General features: G+C 47.7%; 25 protein-coding genes and 4 pseudogenes. 5 read left to right on the top strand and 24 right to left on the bottom strand.

Annotated features, from left to right (window positions below):
- Nucleotides 1-56 precede the first annotated feature (56 nt).
- From B9L21_RS16870 to B9L21_RS16840, 7 genes and pseudogenes are all read right to left on the bottom strand, one after another.
- A pseudogene (locus B9L21_RS16870) lies at nt 57-173 on the bottom strand (glycosyltransferase); the annotation flags it as partial.
- Between the two features lie 17 nt (nt 174-190).
- Nucleotides 191-1,051 carry a dTDP-4-dehydrorhamnose reductase gene (gene rfbD / locus B9L21_RS16865; RefSeq protein ID WP_063164747.1) on the bottom strand — a complete coding sequence of 287 codons (861 nt, stop codon included), beginning with the start codon at nt 1,049-1,051 and terminating at the stop codon, nt 191-193.
- Nucleotides 1,048-2,061: a dTDP-glucose 4,6-dehydratase gene (gene rfbB, locus B9L21_RS16860; RefSeq protein ID WP_063164746.1), complete on the bottom strand. Its 1,014-nt coding sequence runs from the start codon at nt 2,059-2,061 to the stop codon at nt 1,048-1,050. Before rfbB ends, rfbD begins: the two co-directional genes overlap by 4 nt.
- Complete coding sequence (rfbC, locus tag B9L21_RS16855) at nt 2,058-2,621, bottom strand: dTDP-4-dehydrorhamnose 3,5-epimerase (protein ID WP_063164745.1); 564 nt, start codon at nt 2,619-2,621, stop codon at nt 2,058-2,060. Before rfbC ends, rfbB begins: the two co-directional genes overlap by 4 nt.
- A gap of 6 nt (nt 2,622-2,627) precedes the next feature.
- Nucleotides 2,628-3,383: a sugar phosphate nucleotidyltransferase gene (locus tag B9L21_RS16850; protein ID WP_063164744.1), complete on the bottom strand. Its 756-nt coding sequence runs from the start codon at nt 3,381-3,383 to the stop codon at nt 2,628-2,630.
- Nucleotides 3,384-3,407: 24 nt separating this feature from the next.
- On the bottom strand, nt 3,408-4,520 hold the full coding sequence (locus B9L21_RS16845; protein ID WP_063164743.1) for an aminotransferase class I/II-fold pyridoxal phosphate-dependent enzyme: 1,113 nt from the start codon (nt 4,518-4,520) through the stop codon (nt 3,408-3,410).
- A 195-nt stretch (nt 4,521-4,715) separates the two neighbouring features.
- Nucleotides 4,716-5,348 (bottom strand): annotated as a pseudogene (locus B9L21_RS16840) (IS21 family transposase); the annotation flags it as partial.
- Between the two features lie 83 nt (nt 5,349-5,431).
- On the opposite strand from B9L21_RS16840, the pseudogene B9L21_RS16835 reads away from it, so the two are divergent.
- A pseudogene (locus B9L21_RS16835) lies at nt 5,432-6,380 on the top strand (transposase).
- Nucleotides 6,381-6,440: 60 nt separating this feature from the next.
- Here the strand turns inward: B9L21_RS16835 and B9L21_RS16830 are convergent.
- A pseudogene (locus B9L21_RS16830) lies at nt 6,441-7,265 on the bottom strand (RNA-guided endonuclease InsQ/TnpB family protein); the annotation flags it as partial.
- A 175-nt stretch (nt 7,266-7,440) separates the two neighbouring features.
- Here B9L21_RS16830 and B9L21_RS16825 point away from each other — a divergent pair.
- Entirely contained in the window at nt 7,441-8,631 is a 1,191-nt protein-coding gene (locus B9L21_RS16825) for an ISL3 family transposase (protein ID WP_063167236.1), read from the top strand.
- A gap of 167 nt (nt 8,632-8,798) precedes the next feature.
- Here the strand turns inward: B9L21_RS16825 and B9L21_RS16820 are convergent, their stop codons facing one another.
- The 6 genes from B9L21_RS16820 to B9L21_RS16795 all read right to left on the bottom strand — a co-directional run bounded on the left by B9L21_RS16820 (nt 8,799) and on the right by B9L21_RS16795 (nt 14,754).
- Nucleotides 8,799-9,449: a sugar transferase gene (locus B9L21_RS16820; protein WP_063167235.1), complete on the bottom strand. Its 651-nt coding sequence runs from the start codon at nt 9,447-9,449 to the stop codon at nt 8,799-8,801.
- A 14-nt stretch (nt 9,450-9,463) separates the two neighbouring features.
- A complete protein-coding gene (galU, locus tag B9L21_RS16815; protein WP_063167234.1) occupies nt 9,464-10,348 on the bottom strand; it encodes a UTP--glucose-1-phosphate uridylyltransferase GalU in 885 nt (294 codons plus the stop codon).
- A 519-nt stretch (nt 10,349-10,867) separates the two neighbouring features.
- Entirely contained in the window at nt 10,868-11,548 is a 681-nt protein-coding gene (locus B9L21_RS16810; RefSeq protein ID WP_063167233.1) for a hypothetical protein, read from the bottom strand.
- A 47-nt stretch (nt 11,549-11,595) separates the two neighbouring features.
- Entirely contained in the window at nt 11,596-12,159 is a 564-nt protein-coding gene (locus B9L21_RS16805) for a hypothetical protein (protein ID WP_013146577.1), read from the bottom strand.
- A complete protein-coding gene (locus B9L21_RS16800) occupies nt 12,152-13,522 on the bottom strand; it encodes an AAA family ATPase (protein ID WP_063167232.1) in 1,371 nt (456 codons plus the stop codon). The genes B9L21_RS16805 and B9L21_RS16800 overlap by 8 nt, the downstream gene beginning before the upstream one ends.
- A 467-nt stretch (nt 13,523-13,989) precedes the next feature.
- Nucleotides 13,990-14,754, bottom strand: a complete 765-nt coding sequence (locus B9L21_RS16795) for a tyrosine-protein phosphatase (RefSeq protein WP_063167231.1) — start codon at nt 14,752-14,754, stop codon at nt 13,990-13,992.
- On the opposite strand from B9L21_RS16795, the gene B9L21_RS17460 reads away from it, so the two are divergent.
- Nucleotides 14,744-14,974 carry a hypothetical protein gene (locus B9L21_RS17460; RefSeq protein WP_143424864.1) on the top strand — a complete coding sequence of 77 codons (231 nt, stop codon included), beginning with the start codon at nt 14,744-14,746 and terminating at the stop codon, nt 14,972-14,974. The genes B9L21_RS16795 and B9L21_RS17460 overlap by 11 nt on opposite strands.
- Nucleotides 14,975-14,987: 13 nt before the next feature.
- Nucleotides 14,988-15,926 carry a LytR family transcriptional regulator gene (locus B9L21_RS16790; RefSeq protein ID WP_063167230.1) on the top strand — a complete coding sequence of 313 codons (939 nt, stop codon included), beginning with the start codon at nt 14,988-14,990 and terminating at the stop codon, nt 15,924-15,926.
- Nucleotides 15,927-15,959: 33 nt separating this feature from the next.
- Here B9L21_RS16790 and B9L21_RS16785 read toward each other — a convergent pair whose 3' ends face one another.
- The 10 genes from B9L21_RS16785 to spoIIID all read right to left on the bottom strand — a co-directional run bounded on the left by B9L21_RS16785 (nt 15,960) and on the right by spoIIID (nt 23,124).
- Nucleotides 15,960-16,745: an SGNH/GDSL hydrolase family protein gene (locus tag B9L21_RS16785; RefSeq protein ID WP_063167229.1), complete on the bottom strand. Its 786-nt coding sequence runs from the start codon at nt 16,743-16,745 to the stop codon at nt 15,960-15,962.
- 64 nt (nt 16,746-16,809) lie between these two features.
- Nucleotides 16,810-17,502 (bottom strand): CpsD/CapB family tyrosine-protein kinase, encoded by a 693-nt coding sequence (locus tag B9L21_RS16780; RefSeq protein ID WP_063167228.1) that lies wholly within the window; start codon nt 17,500-17,502, stop codon nt 16,810-16,812.
- Complete coding sequence (locus B9L21_RS16775) at nt 17,492-18,235, bottom strand: YveK family protein (protein WP_063167227.1); 744 nt, start codon at nt 18,233-18,235, stop codon at nt 17,492-17,494. The genes B9L21_RS16780 and B9L21_RS16775 overlap by 11 nt, the downstream gene beginning before the upstream one ends.
- Nucleotides 18,236-18,381: 146 nt before the next feature.
- Nucleotides 18,382-18,780, bottom strand: coding sequence for a hypothetical protein (locus tag B9L21_RS16770; RefSeq protein WP_063167226.1), 399 nt, complete (start codon nt 18,778-18,780; stop codon nt 18,382-18,384).
- Nucleotides 18,781-18,939: 159 nt separating this feature from the next.
- Nucleotides 18,940-19,377 (bottom strand): 3-hydroxyacyl-ACP dehydratase FabZ, encoded by a 438-nt coding sequence (fabZ, locus tag B9L21_RS16765; protein WP_063167225.1) that lies wholly within the window; start codon nt 19,375-19,377, stop codon nt 18,940-18,942.
- 47 nt (nt 19,378-19,424) lie between these two features.
- A complete protein-coding gene (locus B9L21_RS16760; protein WP_063167224.1) occupies nt 19,425-19,796 on the bottom strand; it encodes a DNA-directed RNA polymerase subunit beta in 372 nt (123 codons plus the stop codon).
- A gap of 12 nt (nt 19,797-19,808) precedes the next feature.
- Nucleotides 19,809-20,630, bottom strand: a complete 822-nt coding sequence (locus B9L21_RS16755; RefSeq protein ID WP_063167223.1) for a flagellar hook-basal body protein — start codon at nt 20,628-20,630, stop codon at nt 19,809-19,811.
- A gap of 18 nt (nt 20,631-20,648) precedes the next feature.
- Nucleotides 20,649-21,479, bottom strand: coding sequence for a flagellar hook-basal body protein (locus tag B9L21_RS16750; protein ID WP_063167444.1), 831 nt, complete (start codon nt 21,477-21,479; stop codon nt 20,649-20,651).
- Nucleotides 21,480-21,754: 275 nt separating this feature from the next.
- On the bottom strand, nt 21,755-22,756 hold the full coding sequence (locus B9L21_RS16745) for a rod shape-determining protein (RefSeq protein WP_063167222.1): 1,002 nt from the start codon (nt 22,754-22,756) through the stop codon (nt 21,755-21,757).
- Nucleotides 22,757-22,860: 104 nt separating this feature from the next.
- Nucleotides 22,861-23,124: a sporulation transcriptional regulator SpoIIID gene (gene spoIIID, locus B9L21_RS16740; RefSeq protein WP_008880665.1), complete on the bottom strand. Its 264-nt coding sequence runs from the start codon at nt 23,122-23,124 to the stop codon at nt 22,861-22,863.
- 309 nt (nt 23,125-23,433) lie between these two features.
- Between spoIIID and B9L21_RS16735 the strand changes: the two genes are divergently transcribed.
- Nucleotides 23,434-23,943 carry a BsuPI-related putative proteinase inhibitor gene (locus B9L21_RS16735; protein WP_063167221.1) on the top strand — a complete coding sequence of 170 codons (510 nt, stop codon included), beginning with the start codon at nt 23,434-23,436 and terminating at the stop codon, nt 23,941-23,943.
- Nucleotides 23,944-24,174 lie beyond the last annotated feature (231 nt).

Here is a 24,174-nt window from a genome sequence, read left to right as displayed (position 1 = left end):
CTGTTTGTCTCTCTAACCATGGAAATTATTGTAATGAAAAATGCTCATCTACAGTATGCTATTTCCTTTGTGCGATCTGTAGATCCTGTATCTACAATAACCAGCTCATCGACAATATCTTTGACACTTTGCAGACAGCGGCTAAGATTCCGTTCTTCATTTTTTACAATCATGACTAACGCTAATGTTATCAAGGTTTCATCCCATAAACTTTAATAAATTCCTTTAACGCCTCTCGCCAATGCCTTAATTCCTTAAAGCCATTTAATCGTAGAGCCATATGATCTAATACAGAATACGGAGGGCGTTGAGCAGGTCTTGGATAATCTTTTGTTTTACATGGATTAACTACTATATTAACATTAGCCTCTTCGAAAATGGCTTTGGCAAATTCATACCAAGAGCAATGGCCTGAATTAGAAATATGGTAGACTCCATATTTTTCAGTCTGAATAAGTTGAAAAATGCAGCTAGCTAAATCAACTGCATAAGTTGGACATCCAATTTGATCATCAACGACAAACAATTCTTTTTGTTCTTGTGCAAGTTTTAACATTGTTTTCACAAAATTATTTCCATGTTTCCCGTAAACCCACGATGTTCGAATAATAAAAAATTTAGAGTGAAAGTCTCTTACAAAATGTTCACCAGCTAGTTTACTTCTTCCATATACGCTTATCGGATTCGTAACAGCAAACTCGTTATAAGGTACGTTTGCGGTGCCGTCAAACACATAATCGGTACTTATATAAACCAACTTAGCACCTATATGTTCTGACGCTACGACTATGTTTCTTGTTCCGTATGCATTCACTAAAAATGCTTGATCTGGTTTGGACTCTGCTGCATCTACCTTTGTATAGGCAGCAGTGTGAATAACAACATTAGGATGGATATGGTCAATAACACTTTTCACTTGCTGAAAATCCGTTATATCGAGTTCTGCTCGTCCATATCCATATACTTCATATTCCATGTCTTTTAACAATTTGACCATTTCTGTGCCTAATTGCCCTTTCGCACCAGTAACTAATATTTTTTGTTTACTCATTCTCTTTCACCATATTGCTTTTGATAATAAGCCATGTACTCTCCGGACTTAATGCGTTTCCACCAATCTTTATTATTGATATACCATTGAATCGTTTCCTCAATTCCCTTGTCAAACGTATATTGTGGTTTCCATCCGAGTTCTGTCATAATTTTTGTAGGATCGATTGCATAGCGACGGTCATGCCCTGGGCGATCGCTTACATATTTAATTAACGACTTTGAAACCCCAAGTTTTTCAACAATTAAATGGACTATTTCGTCATTTGTCCGCTCATTATGCCCGCCGATATTATATACTTCTCCGGGCTTTCCTTTATGAATAACTAAATCAATAGCGGTACAGTGGTCTTCAACATGAAGCCAATCACGAATATGTTGACCATCACCGTAAATAGGAAGCTCTTTTCCTTCTAATGCGTTTGTTATGATTAAAGGGATTAGCTTTTCAGGAAAATGGTATGGTCCATAGTTATTCGAGCAACGTGTAATATTCACATTTAATCCATATGTTTCACGATATGCCCTTACAAGCAAATCTGCACTAGCCTTACTTGCTGAGTAAGGGCTGTTTGGAGCAAGCGGCGTTTCTTCGGTAAAATACCCTGTATCTCCTAAACTGCCATACACTTCATCGGTAGAAATTTGAACATATTTTTGGATATTGTTCGCCTTCGCGACATCCAACAATACCTGAGTCCCCAATACATTTGTTTTAACAAAAATATTTGGGTCAGAAATACTGCGATCCACATGCGATTCAGCAGCGAAATTAACAATCACATCAATATGATGAAACTTTACAATATAATCAACGAGTTGATAGTTTCTAATATCACCTTTAATAAAGACATACTGTGGATTTTCTTGAATATCTTTCAAATTTTCCAAATTACCAGCATAAGTTAACAAGTCGTAATTAACGATTTTATATTCAGGATATTTATTCAACATATAATGCACAAAATTGCTACCGATAAAACCTGCTCCGCCAGTTACTAAAAGATTCATAGAGTTCTCTCCCACACAAAATTAATTTCTGCATCCGCTAACAATGGATGATTTGCATCTTTTTCCGAAAGAATAGGATCAGTTACTGGCCAATCAATCCCTAACGCCGGATCATTCCAAAGAATTCCCCGATCATGCTCAGGTGAATAATATTCGTCGACTTTATATTGAACTTCTGTGTTCTCTACCAATGTACAAAAACCGTGTGCGAATCCTTTAGGAACTAACAATTGTCGTTTATTGTCCGCACTCAAAATAAAGCCTTGCCATTTTCCAAACGTCGGTGAACCTTTCCGAATATCAACGATCACATCATAAATCGCACCGCGGGTAACACGAACAAGTTTTGTTTGGGCTTTTGGATTTAGTTGATAGTGCAATCCACGAATCGTTCCCGCTTTTACGGAAAGAGAATGGTTATCTTGCACAAATCGGAGATCGAAACCTAATTGACGAAATGTTTGTTCATTATAACTTTCCATAAAAAAACCACGCTCATCTTTATGTACGATAGGCTCAAATATAATCGCTCCATCCAATTCGGTTTGAATAATCCTCATATGGGTTCATCCTTCAATTATTTTCATATTCTTATTAAACAAGCTACCGAAATCGACATCTTTAGCAAGTTCATTGGCCCGCAAATAGGATGCATGCGTACCGGCATCCGTCCACCATCCGTCCAAAATATCATACGTCAGTTCATTTCGTTCAATGTAAGCATTATTCACATCCGTAATTTCTAACTCTCCTCGTGCGGACGGCTTTAACGTTTTAATAATGTCAAATACCTTAGCGTCATACATATAAATTCCTGTAACCGCATAACGGCTTTTCGGATTCTTTGGCTTTTCTTCAATACTCTTAATTCGATTACCTTCGAGTTCAGGAACGCCAAATCGTTCAGGGTCCTCAACTTCTTTAATTAAAATTTTCGCTCCTGCTGCCTGTTTTTTAAAGTTTTCAACATAAGGAACAATGCTGTCAGAAAATACATTATCCCCTAAAATAACCGTCATTAAATCATTACCAACAAACGCTTCACATAAACCTAATGCTTGCGCAATTCCACCCGCTTGATCCTGTACTTTATATGTAAACTCAACATCAAATTCAGAACCACTGCCTAAAAGATTCACAACATCCCCCATATGTTCACGACCAGTCACAATTAAAATGTCAGTAATATTAGCCTCTTTCAGTTTATAAATTGCATGGTAAATCATCGGATATTTGCCGACTGGCAACAAATGTTTATTCGTTACTTTAGTAAGAGGATAAAGGCGGGAGCCTGTCCCACCTGCGAGGATGATGCCTTTCATTTAAGTAATCCTCCTACAAATTATTTAAGAAATTAGTGAACTTACAATGTATCTAACAATATCTCTACTCATATCTTCCCAAAATGGAAGACTTAATACTCGTTTTGTAAGTTCATCAGTTACAGAAAGAGTAGAATGAGGACAATTTAAAAATTGTTTTTGCTGATGACAGGCAGGTGAAAAATATGAAACAGCCTGGATGCTTTTTTCTTCCAATTTTTTTAAATAATATGTATTAAATTCATCCTCAGGACAAAGAATGGAGAAAAACTGAAACGGTATTTTCCCTCTTGTTTTTTGAACTTGCCATCCTTGTTCCAATAAACCTACATTTGTTATTTCTTCTAAGTAAACATTATAAAGTTGTTCCCGTTTTAAAATTTTTTCTTTATACACATCAAGTGTAGCTAATCCAATCGCTGCAAAATACTCCGACATTTTTGCATTAATTCCTAATGTAATAGACTCTCTTTTACCATAATAACCAAAATTAGCAGCGGTTCTTATGTTTTTTATTAATTCTTCATCCTGGCTATAAACTAATCCACCTTCACCAATTCCAAAAGATTTTGTTGCATGAAAACTAAAAACTATGGCTCCCTTAAATCCTTGACCAATATGTTGTCCATTATAAGTCGTTCCGAAACAAGGAGCAGCATCTAAAACTACTGGTATTCCTGACTCATGCAACTTTTGATAGTATGAAAGATCTAAATAGTTACCAAACGTAGCATATGGCACAACAACAGCCACTTCATCCCCTAATTGATTTAAAACTTCTTCCAACTGCTCCTGATTCATAAACCAATCATCTTCATTTATATCAATAAAATAAGGCTCTAAACCACACCACATAGCGGCTAAGGGAGTCGCAGAAAATGTAAAGCTGGGCATAACCGCATATTTTCCTTTAGGGCGTTTCATTTCAGAAATAGCCAAAATTAGTCCTAATGTAGCATTACTAACAGTCGTTACTGCTCCTACATTATCGAAATATTCACTCAGTATCCTTTCTTCAAATTTATTATTTAATGGACCATAGTTAGTATAAATTTTCGATTTATCTATTTCTTGGATATATTTTTTATATGACTGAAATGTTACTAGATTAGGTTTCATAAAGGGTATTTTTTCCATACCAATTTATTCCCCACTGTTGTGTAAAATATAATTTCTTTTAAAAATCACTACACAAAAATTTTAATAACTGTAGATGAGCAAATTTGCTAACATAAATTTACAAACTAAACAAAAAAGGAGACATGAACCCGATTCCTTGGTTAGAATAGATGTGCTACCAACTACCCACAAGGAGGTTCATGTCTCATGAATACCTCCTTTTCGAATCGAAACCACCGCCGCCGCCAAATTGTCGATGCGCAGTTTTCTCGGGACGCCTCCGGCTTGGCGAAACAGCTGAGTGAGCCCGTAAAGAAAACATTCGCTGTTTTCCGCCGGCAATGGATACGCATACGCGGCGTTGCTGTACGGAAAGCTCAAAATCAGAATTGATCGGTCTTCCTCTTTTCCTTCCTTCGTCACAACGGACATGGTGCCGAAATCCACCTGCGCTTCCCCCGGAGGGTGTTCCAGCCTCTCGTAACGCCGTTCCTTCTCCAGCTTAAGCTGAGGTCTTCGTTTTTGAACGTAGGCGCAAACCGTTCGATAAGACCCTTTAAAGCCATGTTCCTGCTTTAATTGTTCGTACATCTTCTTGCTTGTCCGCTGTTGTTTTCTTGGCAGTTTGGCGTCCTCCTCCAGCCAGTCATCAATGATTTGACCGTATCCTTCTTCCTCCATCATTCCCCGTTTTCTCTTTATTTTTTGTCTGACCGAAATGTCTCCATCCGCATATTTCTTGACTGTTCTCCAGTTAAATCCCGTCCTGCGGACAATTTCGGAAAGCGATAACCCTTTCTTTTCACGCAAATGTTTGATATGATGAATTTCAGGCATTGCTAGCATCCTTTCTTTACCTCCACTGTTTTGTTCTTCACAACCTTAACAGTAGAGGGAATTTTAGGAGCTGGCAAGCCTTTTTTTATGCCATGAAGCTCTGCACTTTTTTGTTGCAGAACTCTGTACTTTCATTTTGCACTAAACAGACGACCAAGGGATGTTCGGGGACATTGACGGATGTCCGGTACTGGAGTTTTCATCCGAATCATCGAACCACGCTCAGCCACTTTTTCACGAAAAGCCCTTGGAACGAGGAAAAACTGCTTGAGAAGCTTCAGGAGTGGGTTCTTCGCCAGATCGAACGCCTGGCCAAACGGACGAATCAACCCCTGTTCCTTTCGATTGATGATACCATTTGCCAAAAAACGAAGCCTTCGTCACGGGCAACGCACGCGGAAGCGGGCTCAGCCGGTGTATGTGCTCGTGGATTCATGGTATCCGTCCCAAGCGCTCATCGAAGCCTGTCTGAAACAAGGATTCCATGTCATCGCCATGCTCAAGACGAACCGGATTCTCTACCCGAAAGGTATCGCCATCCAAGCGAAGGAGTTTGCCCGCTATATCGAGCCAAACGACACCCGCCTCGTCACGGTGGGGAACGAGCGCTATCGTGTCTACCGCTACGAAGGCGCGCTCAACGGTCTTGATGACGCGGTGGTGCTGCTGGCTTGGAAGGCGGATCAACCGATGACGCCGGATCATCTCCATGTCATATTGAGCACCGACCGGGAGCTGAGTGACGAAGACATCTTGCGTTACTATGCCCAGCGCTGGACGATCGAATGCTTTTTCCGGCAGGCAAAAGACCAGCTGAAGCTCGATGGGTACCGTGTTCGCCACGTTCGGGCGGTGAAACGGTATTGGGTCGTGGTGCTGTTAGCCTGCGTATACAGCATCGCGGAATCTCAACAAGACATCTCTTCCGGCCTGGAGCTTCTTCGGTCTCGGAAAGGGCACAGCGTCGTCGAGTTCATCTATGACGCCGCAAAGCAAGATATTCCCATTGATGTGATCAAAAAACAGCTCCATGTCGCCTAAGGGGTCCCCTGTTTGTCTCTTAGGGAATGGAAATTACTGTAATGAAAAATACTCATCTACAGCATAGCCAATGACAAGTTTGCCAATTTGATTTTCAATACAGTAGTTAATGATGTAACGGCAAGTCTTGTTGATATAATCATTCACTTTATTATTGCGATTCATAGCAAGCAACGCCTGTTTACGAGTGGTGCCTTTGATTTTTTGCTTATCTTTTATGCTTTGAAGTCTGGCATTTTCTTTGTTAAACCATTGATTTATACTTTTTAATCTCCGCCCATCAATGATGAATGATCTGCCGTCAATTGCCAGTGCTTTTTGGTCATTTAATTCTCTTTGATCTTCAGGCATTTCATATTTGTACTGAATCTCAAAGAACCTGGCATGATGCTTAGGAATGATTTCAATCTGCTTAATCTTTTTGTCCAGCAACACAGGCGGAATCGTTATCGTGATGGGCTTGTGAGTCTTTTTAAATAGGCGAGAATACGGTATCGTGAATTTGTTGCCGTCTATACGAATCTGGCCAATGATCAGTGAATGAAAGCCATCTTTTTTAAGATATTTTGGAATACTGATAGCCTTGTGGTCATATTTTCCTTGTTTGGCAAGACTGATCAAACCAAAGAAAGATTTAAAGGCTTCATTGACCTTTTTTAAAATTTGCTGTGCCATGTTGCTGTTTAACAGCTTATAGTTTTCGTTAGTTTTTGCAAGATGATAGTTTTTCTCATAATTAAGAAATTCCTTGTGTTCAAAATAGTATTGTCTGACATGGTACAATCCGACGTTGTACATGTTCTTGGCAATATGGCACAGTTCTCGAAGAGTCAAGTATTCTTCTTTGGTCAAACCATTTAGCTGTTGTTTGATACAAAAATACATTTTTTCACCTCCCATCTAACTATATTATACTATATTTTACTGAATCTATCCTATTTTCAGCAAAATATAGTGGTTCATCACCAAATTTTGTGATTTAGTGACAAAAAAGAGAAAGCACTGACGAGATCCTGGCAATAATGTTAGCGGTGAAATAAACATTAAGGAGGTCTCGTAAGTGCTTTCTATACCACTAGGATTGCCAGAATTTAAAGTGATTAAACAAGAACTTCTTTCCTATGGTTATGCGATTCATGTAGAGAAAACAGAGACACAGGAACGTTGCCCTCATTGTGGGTTTGCCACTTCCTCTGTCCACGACAGACGGACAAGAAAAGTACGGGATTTGGCGATTTTCCATCAACCGGTGTACTTGTTCGTAAAGGTAAAGCGCTATCGGTGCTGGAATTGTTCCCAAGTGTTTTCCGCCTCTTTGGAATCGATTCAACCCAATCGACACTACACCAATCGATTTTGTGAGTACTTGTATGAACTTTGTGAAGGCTCCACCATTCAAGAGGTTAGTCGAAAGCACCGTATTCCATATACAACATTGGAACGCATTTATTACTCCATCGCATCGAAAAAAGCAAAAGAGCGTCAAACAGCGATAGAAGCATCTTCTCAAGAAGGAATGGTGCTTAGTTTAGATGAAATCGCGGTAAAAAAGGGACATCAGTATGAAACTGTATTGATGGATGCCAAAGCCGGATCGGTCATGGGAATGCATGCCGATCGCCAATGTGACTCCGCCATCAACTTGTTGAGCCAAAATATCCTGTCGAAAGAAATGGTCCAAACGGTGATTCTTGACATGTGGGAACCTTATCATAAGGCGGTTCGCGCCCTGTTTCCATCTGCTTCGATTGTCATCGATAAGTACCATGTGGTTCAAAAAGTGACACAAGCCTTGGATCAAGCAAGAAAGGAATTTTCTCCATTGAAAAAGGCTCGATATCTTCTCTTAAAAGGCTGTGAAAAGCTTCGTAAGGACCAACGGCTTCGATTAGACGATATCTTGGAGGAGTATCCGGCACTTTCCATTGCTTATTATCTAAAAGAGTTGTTTCGGGATTTTTACCGAACCGATGGATATAACGAAGCAAAGGAACGCTTGGAAGAATGGATTAAGTTAGCCAAACAGAGCCCTTTTGCTTCTTTTCAGGAAGCAGCCAACACGCTTGAAAGGTGGAAGGAGCCTATTCTTTCCTACTTTTTGTGCCCATATACGAATGCCCGGATCGAGGGGACGAATCACAAGATCAAAAACATCAAACGCCGGGCATATGGCTATCGAAATCTAGAACGGTTTCGTTTGCGTGTATTTCTGGAGTGTACAGGGAACACTACAGGCAGTCAGGCTGCTTAAGCGCTCCCTTCTTCCGCTATCGGTATGATAGTTGGTAGAATGGAACCCGTCAAGGAAAGCACTTGACTGTTTCCATTCTACCAACTTCGTGGTCTGTATGCGGAAGAAGGATCCTGACTGATGAACCTATTTCATCCAGCTAACATGTCTCTAGGATTGAGTAGAAATCACAGAAAATGGTGAAGACCCATAATCTTTATATCATATAATAGTGATCTTTCACGAATATATTTCAAATCTAACTCAACCATTTCATCAAATCCTAAATCATTTCTCCCACTCACTTGCCAAAGTCCTGTACATCCCGGTGTCACAAGCAATCGCTGTTTATCATACTCCGTATACTGTGCTACTTCCCTTGGTAGCGGCGGTCTTGGGCCAACTAGACTCATATCCCCTTTTAATACATTCCATAATTGAGGAAGTTCATCAATACTAGTTTTACGAATGAACTTCCCCACTTTCGTGACACGTGGATCATTTTTCATTTTGAACATCGCGCCGGTTGTTTCGTTTAAAGGAAGCAATGATTCTAGCAATTCTTCCGCATTGGTCACCATCGAGCGGAATTTATACATATAAAATTCTTTTCCGTCTTTGCCGACGCGGACTTGTTTAAAAAATACGGGACCTTTTGGGTCTTCTAGTTTGATGAGAAGCGCGACAATAAGAAATAGCCATGACAAACAAATAAGTCCTGCTAGCGCTCCGCATATATCCATGATTCGCTTGGCGATTAAATATCCCTTTTTATCGTTTACAGCAACTCGATGGTGACGTTTGATTTCGACAGTCGCGGTACTGCCTGGTTTCGCCAACTCCCCGCCCTCCTTTATTTCTCTTCTACTTTCACATCATTTAATAGTTTTTCCATGAATTGAATAAGGTCTTCTCTTAATTCATCATGCTGCAACGCAAACTCAATCGTCGTTTTGATAAATCCGATCTTTTCTCCGACGTCGTAGCGCTTTCCTTCGAATTCATAGGCAAACACCCGCTGGATTTCGTTCAATTTTTGAATTGCATCCGTGAGTTGGATTTCGCCGCCAGCGCCGGCTTCTTGTTTTTCAAGGAATAAGAAGATTTCCGGCGTGAGTATGTATCGTCCCATAATCGCTAAGTTGGACGGCGCGGTGCCTGGTGCTGGTTTTTCGACGAATTGGCGGACTTGGTAACGGCGTCCGTGTTGTTCAATTGGATCGATGATGCCGTAACGGTGCGTTTCGTTATCAGGCACTCTTTTGACACCAATAACGGAACTGAGAGTTTGTTCATATTGGTCAATTAATTGTTTTAAGCATGGTGTTTCCGCTTGGACGATGTCGTCACCAAGCAGAACGGCAAACGGTTCGTCGCCGATGAAGTTGCGTGCGCACCAAACGGCGTGGCCAAGTCCTTTCGGTTCTTTTTGGCGAATGTAGTGAATGTCGACTTTCGATGGTTCTTTTACTTTTTCGAGTAAGTCGTATTTGCCTTTTTGAATTAAGTTTTGTTCAAGCTCAAAAGCGTTGTCGAAATGGTCCTCGATCGCGCGTTTCCCTTTCCCCGTGACGATGATGATATCTTCGATGCCGGAGGCGACCGCTTCTTCGACGATGTATTGAATTGTTGGTTTATCGACAATCGGGAGCATTTCTTTCGGCATCGCTTTCGTCGCCGGCAAAAATCGTGTGCCGAGCCCCGCTGCTGGAATGATCGCTTTGCGTACTTTTTTCATCCTATTTCGCGCAGGAGACTCCCACTTCAACGACCAAAGGGAGTAAGTGGGAGAGGAATGCGCGTTCCCCCCTTTCTTTTGTGTATGATATAATAAAGGCGTGGAGAAAACCGTTCAATAAAGGCACTCCAATCACGGCTACTCGATGTATGGAGTTGGTTACAGGAAACGTTGTAACCGTAAAACATCGAGCGTAGGTCCGTCTGTTGTGTGTGGAAGCCAAGTACTGCCAACAGACACACCGAGAGAATCGGTAACGATGCAGGCATGACCTGCGTCGTTGGGTAGTCGTCAACCTGCCCCCTGATGCAACCCCAAGTCAAGGAAGGAGGACGAAGTCCGTTTGCACTTCTGGGGAGTTGCAAGCCCCCACTTCAAGCGTTAGCGAAGTGGGGGTAGTTGACGTGGTACGTAACCCCCTATGTATAGTTGGCCCCTATGCCCCCGCGCATCGGTGCAACCGTAGCTGCGCCGATGCGCCGATGCATATGGGCATAAAAAACAGCCCCTTTTCGGGACTTAGTTTGGCATTTTTGATTTCAGATTCAAGATTTCTTTTTCATGATCGATCAGTTTGTCGAACATCACATCGGATCGGCGCTGCAAGTACGAGACGGTGACATCGACGGATTTTCTTATGCTGGTGACATCGTTTAAAATGAGTGCTTGATTGTGTTTGGAAATACGCAGCTCTTCGAGGATTCGCTCTTGCATCTGCTTCATGCCGGCCATCTCGTGTTCTACTATTTGTTGGCCTTGTTGCAGCTGGGTGATGTCTTTTTGGATTTGAGAGACCGTCGTTTCCAATGTCCGTTGGCCTTCTTGGAGCTGGACGATCTCACGCTGCAATGCATTCTGGCCTTCTTGCAACTGGATAATGTCTTTTTGAATTTGGGAAACCGTCGTTTCCAATGTCCGTTGGCCTTCTTGCAGTTGGGCGACATCACGCTGCAACGCATTCTGGCCTTCTTGGAGCTGGGCAACGTCCTTTTGAATTTGGGAAACCGTGGTTTCTAATGTCCGTTGACCTTCTTGCAGTTGGGTGACTTCCTTCTGAAGCTGGGATACATCTTGCTGCAGCTGCGATACGTCTTGACGAATGTGCCCGACTGCGCCTTCCAACCGTTCGAGCCTGTCGTGGACTGGTTTCAGTTCTTCTTGCAAGACGGAACGAAGCAATTCTTTCAGCTCTTGGCTCATGGCTTCACCTCCTTGACGCCATTATAGCATGGCGCGGCAGGGAAACGTTACAACGTGTATTCTCCTTGTCCGGAGTCATTCAGTGGAATGCGTTGATGAGGAACTTCATGCCCCAAAATGACAAGGCTTGGATCATCCCAGTCCGCATACGGCGGCTTCTTCACAGGTTTGCCCACCGGCTGCCGAAACAAAGCTGGATCTGGCGAGTTTTTCGATAAATGGTCATCCTGGTAGGCCGTGTATACACATATTTTTGAAAAAGGCGGAAGATCCAAAAGCCCTCGTAACATATAGGCATGAAGCATGCCTCCTTCAAACTGCTGTTTCGCCTTTTCCCAACTCTTCACTCTTACTGTTTTTTTACATTCAAAAATGTGCAGTTCCCAACATTGCTTCTCTCTTCTGACAAAGACGATGCCATCGGGTGTGTTTTTGGTTCGAAGATAAGGGAATCCGTTGTTAGGCTTGATCGAAAACACTACGGCTTCGTTGGAACAGTGGAGCGTTACTTGTGCTTCTCCCGATTTTTCCTGCTCGATCACATATAACGTTCCGCCTGTTTCCCCCGTTTTCTCATAAAAGCTTCGCTCAAGGTATTCGAGGTTATTCATCCTCTCCATCCTCTTCCCCGATCTGGAATGCATACGTCTCTTCATTCAACTGCCAAATGACTTCATTGAACGTTTCCGTCGAAAAGCCGTTTTCGGTCGGAATGAGCGGCGTGATGATCGTGTCTTGGCCTTGCATGCGGAACTGGTACGCCCTCACCTTTTTCGGATCAATCGCGTCCTCATCGACATAGCCATACGTTTTCATCAACTGTTCTCTCTTTGGATGCTGGTGAAGTTTGATCAAATTGTTCACCTGTTGGAACAAAATATCGCTATGGGTGGTCAACCACACCGGCATGCCTCGGTTGGCCAACTTGACAAGCGCTGTCGCTAATATGCGCTGGACGCGTGGATGCAGATGCGCTTCTGCCTCTTCAAAAAAGAGTGAACGGTACGTTGCTTTTGATTTTAAAAACAAAATGAGCGGCGACAGTTCAGTTACAAGCGACGATGTGACGTATAACGGCAAGCGCTCTTGTTTGCCTTGTGGGCAATAGTAGAACGATGGAATCGGTCCTTTTTCTTGGTCCATGGTTCCGTTGGCAATCTCGGTTTCAATAAATCGTCCGATGTCCGCATATTTCGACTGTCCGCTTTCCTCCAAACGCAACAACGCTTGCAAGAATCGATAGACAGGCAACGTGAAGTCAAGGGATGGTTCCTCATGTTCTTCGTTGATCATCCGTTCCATCATCTCTTGCACCAGCGCCTTGTAAGACAACATGAACCCTGTTCTCGAAGCGGGCAAATACAGCGCTTCGCCAATGGCCCGCCCTTGGATGCCGCCTTGTCTGGATGGTGGGTAAAACGGCGATGTAAGTCCATCCATCAGCAAATTCCACGTAATGTATTGAGCCATGCGATACCGCTCTGTCGCTTGTCCCTTGCTTCGATCCGTATACGGGATGCGAATATAGTGTTTCCCCGTCGAAAAACGAGCGCCTTGGAGCGAATCTTTCTTTTCAAAGATGATTCGCAGCGGTTCAGAACGGCGGTACCGCTCGATGCTTAACGAACCGATCGGGATTTTGCGCCGAAAAATCGTTCTAACCAACTCGCTTTTTTTGTTTCTGAGAACATCATTAAACCATTGGACAAACAGTTGCGCTTCACGGTCTTGGATGAGGCAGTCATCGCCGATAGACGATTCAAGAAAGCGATCGATTTCCTTGTACGTGGACGTGTTCGGAGGGTCTTTTGGAAACAGCTTGCGCCCCTCGGACAACACCCCCCAAAGAAGCGACATCAGATAGCTTTTCCCACTGTTGTTGTCGCCGACAAACAACATCAACGGGGCAATATCGATTTCCCCCTGTTTGATCTTTCCAAATCGCTCAACCTTTAACGCCCAAGTTTGTTCCATGCGCGTATCGCCTCTTTTCACAGATTACGGATCCTCTATCTTTCTATTATAAACGATACGCCTGACTCATAATCACTGAATTAGATAAAAACGAGTGAAAAATCGGGCATCTAACCCGCCCTCACGCCACACCCTCGACGACGGGCGTCTAAGGTGCCGGGACCGTCATCGTCCCCACCCACGGCATGGCCGAGTGCCTCCGTTGATAACGGTAAGGAGACATCACCGAAACAAAGAATGAAGAAAACGGCCTATCTTTAAGACACGAGAAACCGCCGCGATGCCTCTAGCCGTGCGAATCCAATCGTCTTAAAGAAAGAGCCGATCTCCATATCGGGCACAAGCTTTCGCTGCCCTTCGACATCGTTGTCGATCGTTCCCTAAGAATTTTACCTTGTTTCGACAAAGAAAAGGCAAAAAGAAAAGAAGTATTTCTCATACTTGTTATACCATGCGACTGATCGCTTTTAAAAGAGACCAAGGAACTTTTTCTTTTTCACCCGTTCTGGCTCGTCGCGGAAGACAGCCTGGCCGCGGATGAGCAGCTCGGCGTTTTCTTGGAAGTAGTAGACCATGTCGGTGCCGTATTCATTGCGAATGGCGTCGTACGCCTGGCGCAGGCGAAACGGGCGAGTTTTTACGTTATGAGCGTCCGAGGCGATGAAATGGGCTAAGTTCGCCTCGATGAGTTGAAACGAGAACGTTTTGATTTTCTTGCCGAACTGCCCCGTGACGCTGGACGCCGTCAGCTGGGCGAAGGCGCCGCGTTTGACGAGCTGGTAGAGCCGCTCGGGGGTTTCGATGATTTCGGCGTTTCGCTCGGGATGGGCGATGATGGGCATCAAGCCCTTCAGCTGCACGTCAAACAGCAGCTGTTCGGCGTATTTCGGCACATGATCTGGTGGAAACTCGATCAGTATGTATGGCGTATCGGCGAGCGTCATCACCTCGTGCCGCGCCAAGCCGTCAAGCAAGTCGCCGTGGAGACGCACTTCTTGCCCAGGGAACACTGTCAAGGCGATGTCACGCCGTTTCAGTTCGTCGTTCAGCTCCGCTGCCAGCGCGAGGATCGACGGTTTCGGATTGTCGTAGTTTCCGTTTTGGTGATGGGGAGTGGCGATGATCGTTGTGATTCCTTCCTTGACCGCAGCTTGCGCCATGGCAATGGCGTCTTCTACGGTTGCCGCTCCGTCGTCGATGCCGGGCAAAATGTGGGTATGGATGTCGATCATCGTCACTCCTCCTCGCTTTTTCGTTCTACTAAACAACTATTATGGTAACATAGGAAAAACGGGCTATCAATGGGTGGAGTTTGTCGAACAATGTCGAAATGGAAATAAAATTCCACCTTTGGAGGGGCAAAGTGGAAATGGCGCAAAGCGGCTTCCAGTTGTCTTCTCGTCAAAAACGGTCTATAATCGAGATGATATGAGTGAACATTTTTTATTGTAAAGGAAGAGGATCCATGAGGGCAAAACGTCGAAAAAAGAAGAGATGGCTCCGCTGGTTGGCGGGGGTGTGTATTGTGTTATTGGCAGGAGTAGGATTGTTTTCCTATTCCGTTTACCATAATGTCAAACGAACCGCCAATGAAATGCATGAACAAGTAAATTGGAAGTCGGAAAAACGACAAGACGACGTGTCGTTCGAGCGGAAGACACCGATTTCGATTTTGTTAATTGGCGTCGATGAACGGAAAGGGGATAAGGGACGCGCCGATACGCTCATCGTCATGACGGTGAATCCGAACAAGCAGTCGATTGAGATGGTGAGCGTGCCGCGCGATACGAGAACAGAGATCGTCGGGAAAGGGACGAAAGATAAAATCAACCACTCATACGCCTTTGGCGGAGTGGAGATGACGATGGCGACGGTCGAGCATTTCTTAGATATTCCGATCGATTATTACATTAAAGTCAATATGGAAAGCTTCCGCGATATCGTGGATGCCGTTGGCGGGGTGACAGTGAACAACCCGTTTGCCTTTACGTATGAAGGAACGTACTTCCCGAAAGGGGAAATTACGCTAAACGGGGAAGAGGCGCTGAAATATTCGCGTATGCGTTATGACGACCCGCGCGGCGATTTCGGGCGCCAAGACCGCCAGAAACAAATCATTCAAGCCATTATTGAGAAAGGGGCGAGCTTCTCATCGCTCACGAACTATAGCGATGTGCTCGCGGCGATCGGGAAAAACATTAAGACGAACTTAACATTTGAGGAAATGAAAGACATCCAAGAGAATTACAAAGACGCCCGCAAGCAAATTAAGCAGCTGCACATTACCGGCCAAGGGACGAAAATGAACGGCACGTATTACCTAATCGTGCCGGATAGCGAGCGAACGGCGATTTCGAATGAGTTGAAAGAACATTTAGAGCTGTCGGCGACAGCGTCGCGGTAAACGGGACGCGCACCCGATTGAGGTGCGCGTGTTTTATTGGGCGATGAAATGCTCGGCGAGCGCGTCGGCCCATCGTTTGGCACCTTCCTCTGTCGGGAGGTCGCTTTCTGGGTCGATGTATTTATTTAGTTCTTCGCTTTGATTGTCGGGCCACGCGGGCCAATGGTTGATGTAAGGGTAGCCGTTCTCTTTGGCGAACGCTTCGAGTTCTTCGACTTGTTCTGGATAGTATGTAGCGTTGTAAATCGGGTTCGGCGGCTGCAACATCACGACCGCATCGGGTGCGGCAGATTTGAGCTGGTCGATGATCGACTGAATATGGGTAAGCGTGTCATCAATCGTAATCACACCGTTGTCATTTAACAAAAATGGCTCGAGTAAGACAAGATCCGGTTTATCACTGGCCCAGTCGGCGGCGATGCGCTGCCTGTCAGCAGCGGCGGTCGTCAAGCCTTCGTATTCATGGACGGTGATTTGGAACGTCCCCTCCCCGTATGCTTCGTCGAGCGCCTGTTTCAATAGGTCGGGCCAGCCGCCTTTCTCGGGTGTCGATTCCGAGCCGGCGATCACAAGGCGGATCGGGCGGTTTTCCTCGACAGCCCGTTTAATGGCAGCTTGAGCATCGGCAGGCAGCCGTTTGGCGCGGGCAAGGGCCGCCTCCGTTTGATTTGCTTTCTCTTCTTGCTCGGCGAACGTTTCCATTTTCGCCCGCGCTGCTTGCACCGTCGCGTCGATCGTTTGTTTCCAGTACACGTGTCCGGCAATGGCAAAGGCTAGGCAAGCGACAGCGATCAAAAGGATCAGGACGAAGTTTCTCAACGATCTCTCCCCTTTCTTTCTCTCTTACATAAACGGCTTCCCGCCGTTGGGAAGCCGCTTGTTGTTATTTGTATTGGTAGTAGTAATAATAGCCGCCGTCACGATGTTTCCGTTTGTTCAACACAACGCCGAGCAGCTTGGCGTTCGCTGCTTCGAGCAGCTCTTTCGCCTTGACGGCCGCTTCGATGTCGGTTCGGCCGCTTTCGATCACGAGCACCGTGCCGTCGCATTGGTTCGCTAAAATTTGCGCATCGGTCACTGCCAAGACGGGCGGGGTGTCAAAGATGACAAGGTCAAACGTCTCATACAGTTGTTCAAGACACTGAGCCATCGCTTTCGAGCTGAGCAGCTCGGCCGGGTTCGGCGGGATCGGGCCGGATGATAGGACGAATAAGTTGTCGATGTCCGTTTCTTGGCACGTCGGCAAAAGCGGGGCCGAGCCTGTTAAGACGTTGGTGAACCCCATGTAGTTGTTGAGGCGGAACGTGTAATGGACGGTCGGCTTGCGCAAGTCAGCGTCAATGAGCAACGTCTTTTTCCCTTGTTGGGCGAAGACGACCGCCAAGTTGGCCACCGTGGTGGATTTTCCTTCACCCGGGCCAGTGGAAGTCACGATCAAGGAGCGGAGCGGCGCATCAATGAATGAAAATTGAATATTCGTCCGGATCGTCCGGTATTGTTCGGCGATCGGGGATTTTGAATTATCAACGGTGATCAGTCTTCGTTCCGCTTTGCGGATCTGTTTTTTACGAGCCAATGGTTTCACCTCTCGCTTGCGGAAGAGCCGGTTCGTGTTTCTTCTTTTGGCTGCCGTCGGCGGTGATCAAGCTGACCGCACCGAGCACCGGCAGGCCGAGATGACGTTCGACATCCTCTTCCGTTTTGATCGTGTTGTCCAAGTACTCAAGCAGGAAGGCAAGTCCGACACCCGTCATGAGGCCGACGACGAAGGCGATGGCCATATTCAGAAGCGGCTTCGGTTTGACCGGGGCTTGGTGTTCTTTCACTTCCGCTTTCGAGAGAATCGTCACGTTGTCGATGTTCATGATTTTGACGATTTCGTTTTTGAACACTTCGGCCGTTTTATTGGCGATCTTAGCCGCCATGGCGGGATCCGGGTCTTGGACGGTGACGGAGAACACTTGCGAGTCTTTTTCGCTCGACACTTGAATTTGTTCGTTCAGCTCGTCGAACGTCTGATCGAGTTGCAGCTCACCTTTCACCTTTTCTAAAATCGTCGGGCTTTTGATGATGACGCTGTACGTGTTAATGAGCTGCACGTTCGTTTGGATTTCGTTAAAATTGTAGAACTGCTGCTCGGATTTGGCTTGGTTGACGAGAATTTGCGTGGACGCTTGGTAAATCGGCGTCAGTATAAAATAGCTGACCACACCGCTCACGACGGTGGCAAGCGCGGTGATCAAGACGATCAGCCAAAGCCGTTTGCGCAATGTGTCAAACAGTTCACGCAGGCTGATAGTTTCTTCCATTCTGTACCCCCCTATGATCGCCTGTCTGCATGTTTCGACAATAAATGGACATTCCCATTATAGCGGATAGGAAGAAGCATATCTAGCCAAAATCGGTACTAATTTTCTCCAACCAAAAAGGCTGCCTAGCCGGCAGCCTCTTTGCATTATTCATCTTTATTATCGCGGTCGTTGGCGTCTTGCGGGTCTTCAATCGGATCTTCCGGATCCGGGTTTCGGTCGTTTTCATCGTCGCCCACGTCGTTGCCCGGCGCTAAGTCGTTGTCATTGTCGCCCGGGACAAGGTCGCCGTTGTTGTCGTTGCCATTGTTGTCACCGTTATCCCCTGGCACAACGTCGTTGTCGGCGTTATCGTCTTGGTTGATGTCATCGGCCGGGTTCATGTCCATGTCATTGACGCCGTTGTCACCATTGTCATTGACATCGTTTTGTTCGTTGTTTGGCGGCGGCGGATTGTCGTTGTCGTTGTCACCGTTGCATCCGGCCGCTAAAAAGAGGGCGACGACGGCGCTGAACAGTTTGAACAGCAGCGTTTTGTTTTTCATTGCACCTTCTCCTTTCTTCGTGTTGTTGTGACCTTATGTAAGACCGGTCCTTGTTTATCTTTCCCAGAAGAGCGCATTTCATGCAAGGGGAATGAAACAAATGCGGAGGTGGCGTTTAGGGGAATGAACATACGCGCCCCGCAAAGGAGCGCGCGTTGGTCAGCCGTTTGTTTTCTCACCGAGGGCGAACATGAGCTCTGTTTCGCAGACGAGTTCGCCGTCGACAGTGGCGACGCCTTTGCCTTTGCCGATGGCGCCGCGGGCGCGGAGAATTTCGACTTCGAGGCGGAGCTGGTCGCCTGGTTTGACTTGGCGCTTAAAGCGGCAGTTGTCGATGCCGGCGAAAAAGGCGAGGCGGCCGCGGTTGTCCTCGCTTTGCAGGAGGACGACGGCGCCGACTTGGGCGAGCGCCTCAACGATTAAGACGCCGGGCATGACGGGGTATTCCGGGAAATGGCCGGCGAAAAACGCTTCGTTGGCGCTGACGTTTTTGATGCCGACGGCACGTTTTCCTTCCTCAATTTCAACAATGCGGTCGACAAGCAAAAACGGGTAGCGGTGCGGGATGATCGCTTGAATTTGTTGGATGTCGAGCATAGCGACACTCCTTTCTGTTGGAATCAAACATGCAGCTCACTGGCTTTCTATGTCCCTTTTTCTACAAAGTCAATGATGTGCTGCCACGTTGACGGGCGGAACACGTCCAGCCACTGTCCGTCGCCGATGGCGCTGTAGCCGACGACCGCGCCCGCCGCAAGGCAGATCGCCATGAGAACGGTGACGATTACGAGCCGAAGCCAGATCGGAATGAGCCGCGTGCGCACGAAGCGGCGCTTGCTCTCCGTCGGTTCAGCTTCAGATGGCGGTTCGTTTGGCGGTTCGTTCGCTTCCGTCGGCTGTTCTTTATGCAAGGCAGCGGCTTCGCCGATATCGCTTGGGCTGGCGGCGGAATGTTGTTCTTGCTTTTTTCGCCGCGCGATGCGGGAGAGCGGTTCGTTTTTCGTTTCCTTGCTCATGTGGATCTCTCCTTATGAGGAGCGCAAGTTGTTAATGAGCCCGAGCATTTGTTCAGAAATGGAAATGGCGCGGGCGTTCAGCTGATAGGCACGACTAGTTGTCATCAAACCGGTGAGTTCTTCACCGAGGTCCACGTTCGCCTGTTCGAGCGCCCCTTGTTTCATGGCGATTCGGCCGCGCCCGTTGCCGTTCAGCTCCTCAGCGGCGCCCGGAACGGCGGGAAGGGCGAAGACGTTGTCGCCGAATGCTTCAAGGAGCTGCGGGCGGCGGATCACCGTGACACCCAGGTTGACGCGGGCGACGACCGCCCCGTTGGCATCGGTGGCCGTCAACGTCCCGGTCGGGGACAGCTGGAAGCCGGTGGCCTCGGCAGGCAGCTCGATCGGGGCGTTCGCTTCATCCAGCACCGGGCGGCCGTCGCTTGTCACGAGAGCGAGCCGGCCGCCGGTGGGCGTCAATGAAAAGTTGCCGGCGCGCGTGTAGCCGATCGTTGCGGCGCCGTTGGCGGCGGTGACTCGGACGCGAAACCATTGGTTGGCGGCGGTGAAGGCGAAATCGAGCGCGCGGCCGGTTTCCGTAAGCGGCCCTTGGGCGGTGACGAGCATCGTCGACGCGAGGCCCGCCCCGTTGCCGTAGCGCACGCCCGCCGGCGTCTGCCGGGGCGCTTCGTCGTCTGGCAGGCGGTCGACTTGCTGGGTCAACAGCTCGGCGAAGCTCGCTTCGCGCCGTTTAAACCCGGTCGTGTTGCTGTTGGCGATGTTATGGCTTAGTGTATCGAGCCGCTGCTGCAATGCGTTCATCGTGTTGGCGGCGGTGTGCATCGAGCGGAGCAAGGGCTTGTCCCCCTTTCATCATTTCAGGCGGCCGACTTCGTTGACGGCCTTGTCTAAACTGCGGTCGTACGCTTGGACGATTTTTTGGTTCGCTTCAAAGGCGCGGTAGGCGGCGAGCAAGTCGGTCATCGTCCGTTCGATGTCGACGTTGGACCGCTCGATGAAGCGCTGTTTGACCGTATACGTCACATTGCCCGGCGCCTGCGGCAACAGCCCAGCCGTGCTGCGGAAGAGGCCGTTCCCTTCTTTCACTAGCGTTTTCGGATTGGCGGCGAATACGACGCCTAAGCGGGCGGTCGCACCGTTTTCTGCCATAATCGTCCCGTCGTCGCGGACGGTGAACGATTCGCTCGGGATGGCGATGCGTTCGCCGTTGTCATCCAGCACATACCAGCCGTCTTGCGTCGTCAAATAGCCGTCCGGGCTCAAGGTGAAATGGCCGTTTCTTGTATAGCGCCTCTCGCCTTGGCCGTTTTCGACGGCAAAAAAGAGCGCGCCGCGTTCTCCGCTTGCCGGGTCGACCGGGACTTGTCCATCGACTAAGGCGACATCGGTGGAAAGACCGGTTTCTTTCATATCCCCTTGGCGGAAGTTCGGGATGAGCTCTTGCACATATACGCCGGTGTTGAGCGGCCCGATCGCCGTTTGCGCCGGGATGGCGCGCCGCGGGGCGGCCGGGATCGGCTCGTCCTCGAGCCGGTGCATCAACAGTTCCGGAAACGCTCTCATCGTTCCTGCGTCGGCTTTATACCCTGGCGTCTCGGCATTTGCCAAATTGTTGGTGAGCCAATCGACGCGCCGCTGCTGCGCCAGCATGCCGCTCGCAGCCGTATACAGTCCCCTTAGCATGACGATCACCTCGCTTGTCCCATTGTTGGCCATTGCCATAGAATCATGACCTGTCATGATGAACGATCCACCTTCATTCAGGCGATCGCATTTCCATTCCTCTCCGTACTTAAAGGAACGATTTTTCCAAAAACCGCTGCTGGCTCGAGGCAGCGATGGTTTCTGTCTCTTCCTACATTATAGGCGAGCGGAAGCGGCCGCCGCATCCCCCGCCTTTCTTTTTTTTTTCGCGCAAACACGAAGCGCCGTTCATTTGGCTTCCGCTGGCGAAACGATCAAACGAACTGCGTTTTCGGCGCGCGGTCGATGTTCTCGAGCATCAGCCCGGTGCCGATGGCGACGCAGTCCATCGGATTTTCAGCGATAAACACCGGCAGCTTTAGCTCTTCGGCCAACAGCAGATCGATGCCATGAAGCAGCGCGCCGCCGCCCGTTAAAATGACGCCGCGGTCGATAATATCCGCCGACAGTTCCGGCGGCGTGCGCTCGAGCACGCTTTTGGCGGCTTGTACAATTAAAGACACCGGCTCGCGAAGCGCCCGTTCGATTTCTTCTGAACGAACGGTGATCGTGCGCGGCAGCCCGGTGACGAGATCGCGGCCGCGGACGTCGATTTCCTCGGTCCGTGCGCCTGGGAATACCGTTGCGACTTTGATTTTAATTTCTTCGGCCGTTCGTTCCCCGATGAGCAGCTTATATTCACGCTTAATGTAATGTAAGATTTCCATGTCGAACTTGTCCCCAGCCATCTTAATGGAAGAGGCGGTGACAATGTCCCCCATCGAGAGAACCGCGACATCGGTTGTGCCACCGCCAATATCGACGACCATGTTTCCGCACGGCTGGAAAATGTCCATTCCGGCGCCAATGGCTGCGACTTTCGGCTCTTCCTCTAAGTACACTTTTTTGCCGCCGCTTTTTTCCGCTGCCTCTTTGATCGCTTTCCGTTCGACAGACGTCGTGTTCGTCGGGCAACAAATTAAAATGCGCGGTTTGGCGAAAAAGCCTTTTAGGTCGAGCTTGCTTAAAAAGTGCCTAAGCATTGCTTCCGTAATGTCAAAATCGGCAATGACGCCGTCTTTGAGCGGCCGAATGGCAACAATATTCCCAGGAGTACGTCCGACCATTCGTCGTGCTTCTTCGCCGACTGCGAGCACTTTGTTCGTGTTTTTATCGATCGCCACGACGGACGGCTCATTGAGCACAATGCCTTTGCCTTTGACGAAAATGAGGACGTTCGCCGTGCCTAGGTCAATGCCGATATCTCGTGAAAACATACATTGCTCCTCCTTGCCTCTGCCCTGAAATCATTCCTAATTGGTTATTTTACCATATTCCGCAGCCGGAATGATACTGCCAACGGCAGATGGCAAGGAAAAAGTTAGTTGTTTTTCACCGCTTGCTTTTTGTATTTTTTCTTCGTCGCTTCGCCGCCGCGCAAATGGCGGATCGATTTATGGTAATCGAGAATTTGTTTTACTTCTTGGGCCAGCTCCGGATTGATCTCCGGCAGCCGCTCGGTCAAGTCTTTATGCACGGTGCTTTTCGACACGCCAAACTCTTTCGCGATGACGCGAACGGTTTTCCTCGTCTCCACGATATACTTGCCAATCTTGATCGTACGCTCTTTGATGTAATCGTGCACACCACTCGCCCTCCCTAAGTTGGATGTGAGAAGTGAGAAGTGTGAAATGAGACTCGTCTTGCCAATGATGAGCGCCGCTTTCGCTGGATGTCTTGGAAGCGTCTTCGCCGCGTCGCTTGCCGGTTGTGAACGATCCCCACCTCAACCACTCTCATTGCTGTTCAATTTGTAACATTTTATTAGACAAATCGGGCATATATACCAGAAATATCAAGGCGGACAACGGTTTTTTCACAATTTTTTCGCGGTTTGTAACGGGAGGGAAACGGGAAACGACTATAATAGAAAGAGACAAAAGGAGGGTCCGATATGGGCAAAGGAAAAGCGATCGGCATCGCCGCGGTGCTGGCTGGGGTGGCGGCGGCGAGCGCGTTGTTTATGTATACAAACGGCAGCGAGCGCCCGCAGGCAAAGGATGACTTGCTTGGCCCCGCCCCGGCGGGCAAACCGGCGCAAGCGGATGGAAAAGGAATGATCGCCGGCACGCTTGCGCCGTCGTTGACGTACAAAAAGGAAAACGGCGCCTACGTGTTTACGTTTACGGTCAAAAACCAAACCGAACGCGTGCAGACGGTGACGTTCACGAGTTCGAAAAAGTATGACTACATTTTGTACCGCGACGGCAAAAAGGTGAAGCAGTTCAGCGAAGGGAAGATGTTTGCGCAAATTTACGAAGAGCGGACGTTAAAACAAGGCGAAGAGCTGTCCTTTCAGGAGACGTTCCGCGACTTAGCGCCCGGGACGTACACGCTTGAGTGGTGGCTCGCCGACAAAAACTGGCCGAACGCCCGGGCGAGCGTGACGTTTACCGTGGAATAGACAACGTGCCTGTATCGCCGGCACGTTTTTTTTTGCGCCGGCGCACGCTCGGGGAAGCGGGCAGAACGTTTTTTCCACGGAGCGAGCGATCCTTTTCGAGCATGATGCGCCATGTTCGGATCTTGCGTGCAGGCGGCCTGTTTGGCCCGGACATCCTGCTGTTTCTCCGAGTGAACAACAGGATGAAGGCGACCCTTCCTTTTGGCTGTTTTCTGTTCCGCTAAAGAAAAA

The organism is Geobacillus uzenensis (assembly GCF_002217665.1).
GTDB classification, from domain to species: domain Bacteria; phylum Bacillota; class Bacilli; order Bacillales; family Anoxybacillaceae; genus Geobacillus; species Geobacillus subterraneus.
Note: the sequence above shows the minus strand (reverse complement) of the source record. Positions and strands in the feature narration are given on the sequence as shown.

Coding starts and splice junctions, on each gene's coding strand:
- galU (WP_063167234.1), bottom strand. CDS start 10,348: ATGAAAAAAGTACGCAAAGCGATCATTCCAGCAGCGGGGCTCGGCACA.
- B9L21_RS16735 (WP_063167221.1), top strand. CDS start 23,434: ATGGGCAAAGGAAAAGCGATCGGCATCGCCGCGGTGCTGGCTGGGGTG.
- B9L21_RS16790 (WP_063167230.1), top strand. CDS start 14,988: ATGAGGGCAAAACGTCGAAAAAAGAAGAGATGGCTCCGCTGGTTGGCG.
- rfbB (WP_063164746.1), bottom strand. CDS start 2,061: ATGAATCTTTTAGTAACTGGCGGAGCAGGTTTTATCGGTAGCAATTTT.
- B9L21_RS16850 (WP_063164744.1), bottom strand. CDS start 3,383: ATGAAAGGCATCATCCTCGCAGGTGGGACAGGCTCCCGCCTTTATCCT.
- B9L21_RS16805 (WP_013146577.1), bottom strand. CDS start 12,159: ATGAATAACCTCGAATACCTTGAGCGAAGCTTTTATGAGAAAACGGGG.
- B9L21_RS16750 (WP_063167444.1), bottom strand. CDS start 21,479: ATGCTAAGGGGACTGTATACGGCTGCGAGCGGCATGCTGGCGCAGCAG.
- B9L21_RS16760 (WP_063167224.1), bottom strand. CDS start 19,796: ATGAGCAAGGAAACGAAAAACGAACCGCTCTCCCGCATCGCGCGGCGA.
- B9L21_RS16810 (WP_063167233.1), bottom strand. CDS start 11,548: ATGAGCCAAGAGCTGAAAGAATTGCTTCGTTCCGTCTTGCAAGAAGAA.
- rfbD (WP_063164747.1), bottom strand. CDS start 1,051: ATGAGTAAACAAAAAATATTAGTTACTGGTGCGAAAGGGCAATTAGGC.
- B9L21_RS16845 (WP_063164743.1), bottom strand. CDS start 4,520: ATGGAAAAAATACCCTTTATGAAACCTAATCTAGTAACATTTCAGTCA.
- B9L21_RS16795 (WP_063167231.1), bottom strand. CDS start 14,754: ATGATCGACATCCATACCCACATTTTGCCCGGCATCGACGACGGAGCG.
- B9L21_RS16745 (WP_063167222.1), bottom strand. CDS start 22,756: ATGTTTTCACGAGATATCGGCATTGACCTAGGCACGGCGAACGTCCTC.
- B9L21_RS17460 (WP_143424864.1), top strand. CDS start 14,744: ATGTCGATCATCGTCACTCCTCCTCGCTTTTTCGTTCTACTAAACAAC.
- B9L21_RS16775 (WP_063167227.1), bottom strand. CDS start 18,235: ATGGAAGAAACTATCAGCCTGCGTGAACTGTTTGACACATTGCGCAAA.
- fabZ (WP_063167225.1), bottom strand. CDS start 19,377: ATGCTCGACATCCAACAAATTCAAGCGATCATCCCGCACCGCTACCCG.
- rfbC (WP_063164745.1), bottom strand. CDS start 2,621: ATGAGGATTATTCAAACCGAATTGGATGGAGCGATTATATTTGAGCCT.
- B9L21_RS16800 (WP_063167232.1), bottom strand. CDS start 13,522: ATGGAACAAACTTGGGCGTTAAAGGTTGAGCGATTTGGAAAGATCAAA.
- B9L21_RS16770 (WP_063167226.1), bottom strand. CDS start 18,780: ATGAAAAACAAAACGCTGCTGTTCAAACTGTTCAGCGCCGTCGTCGCC.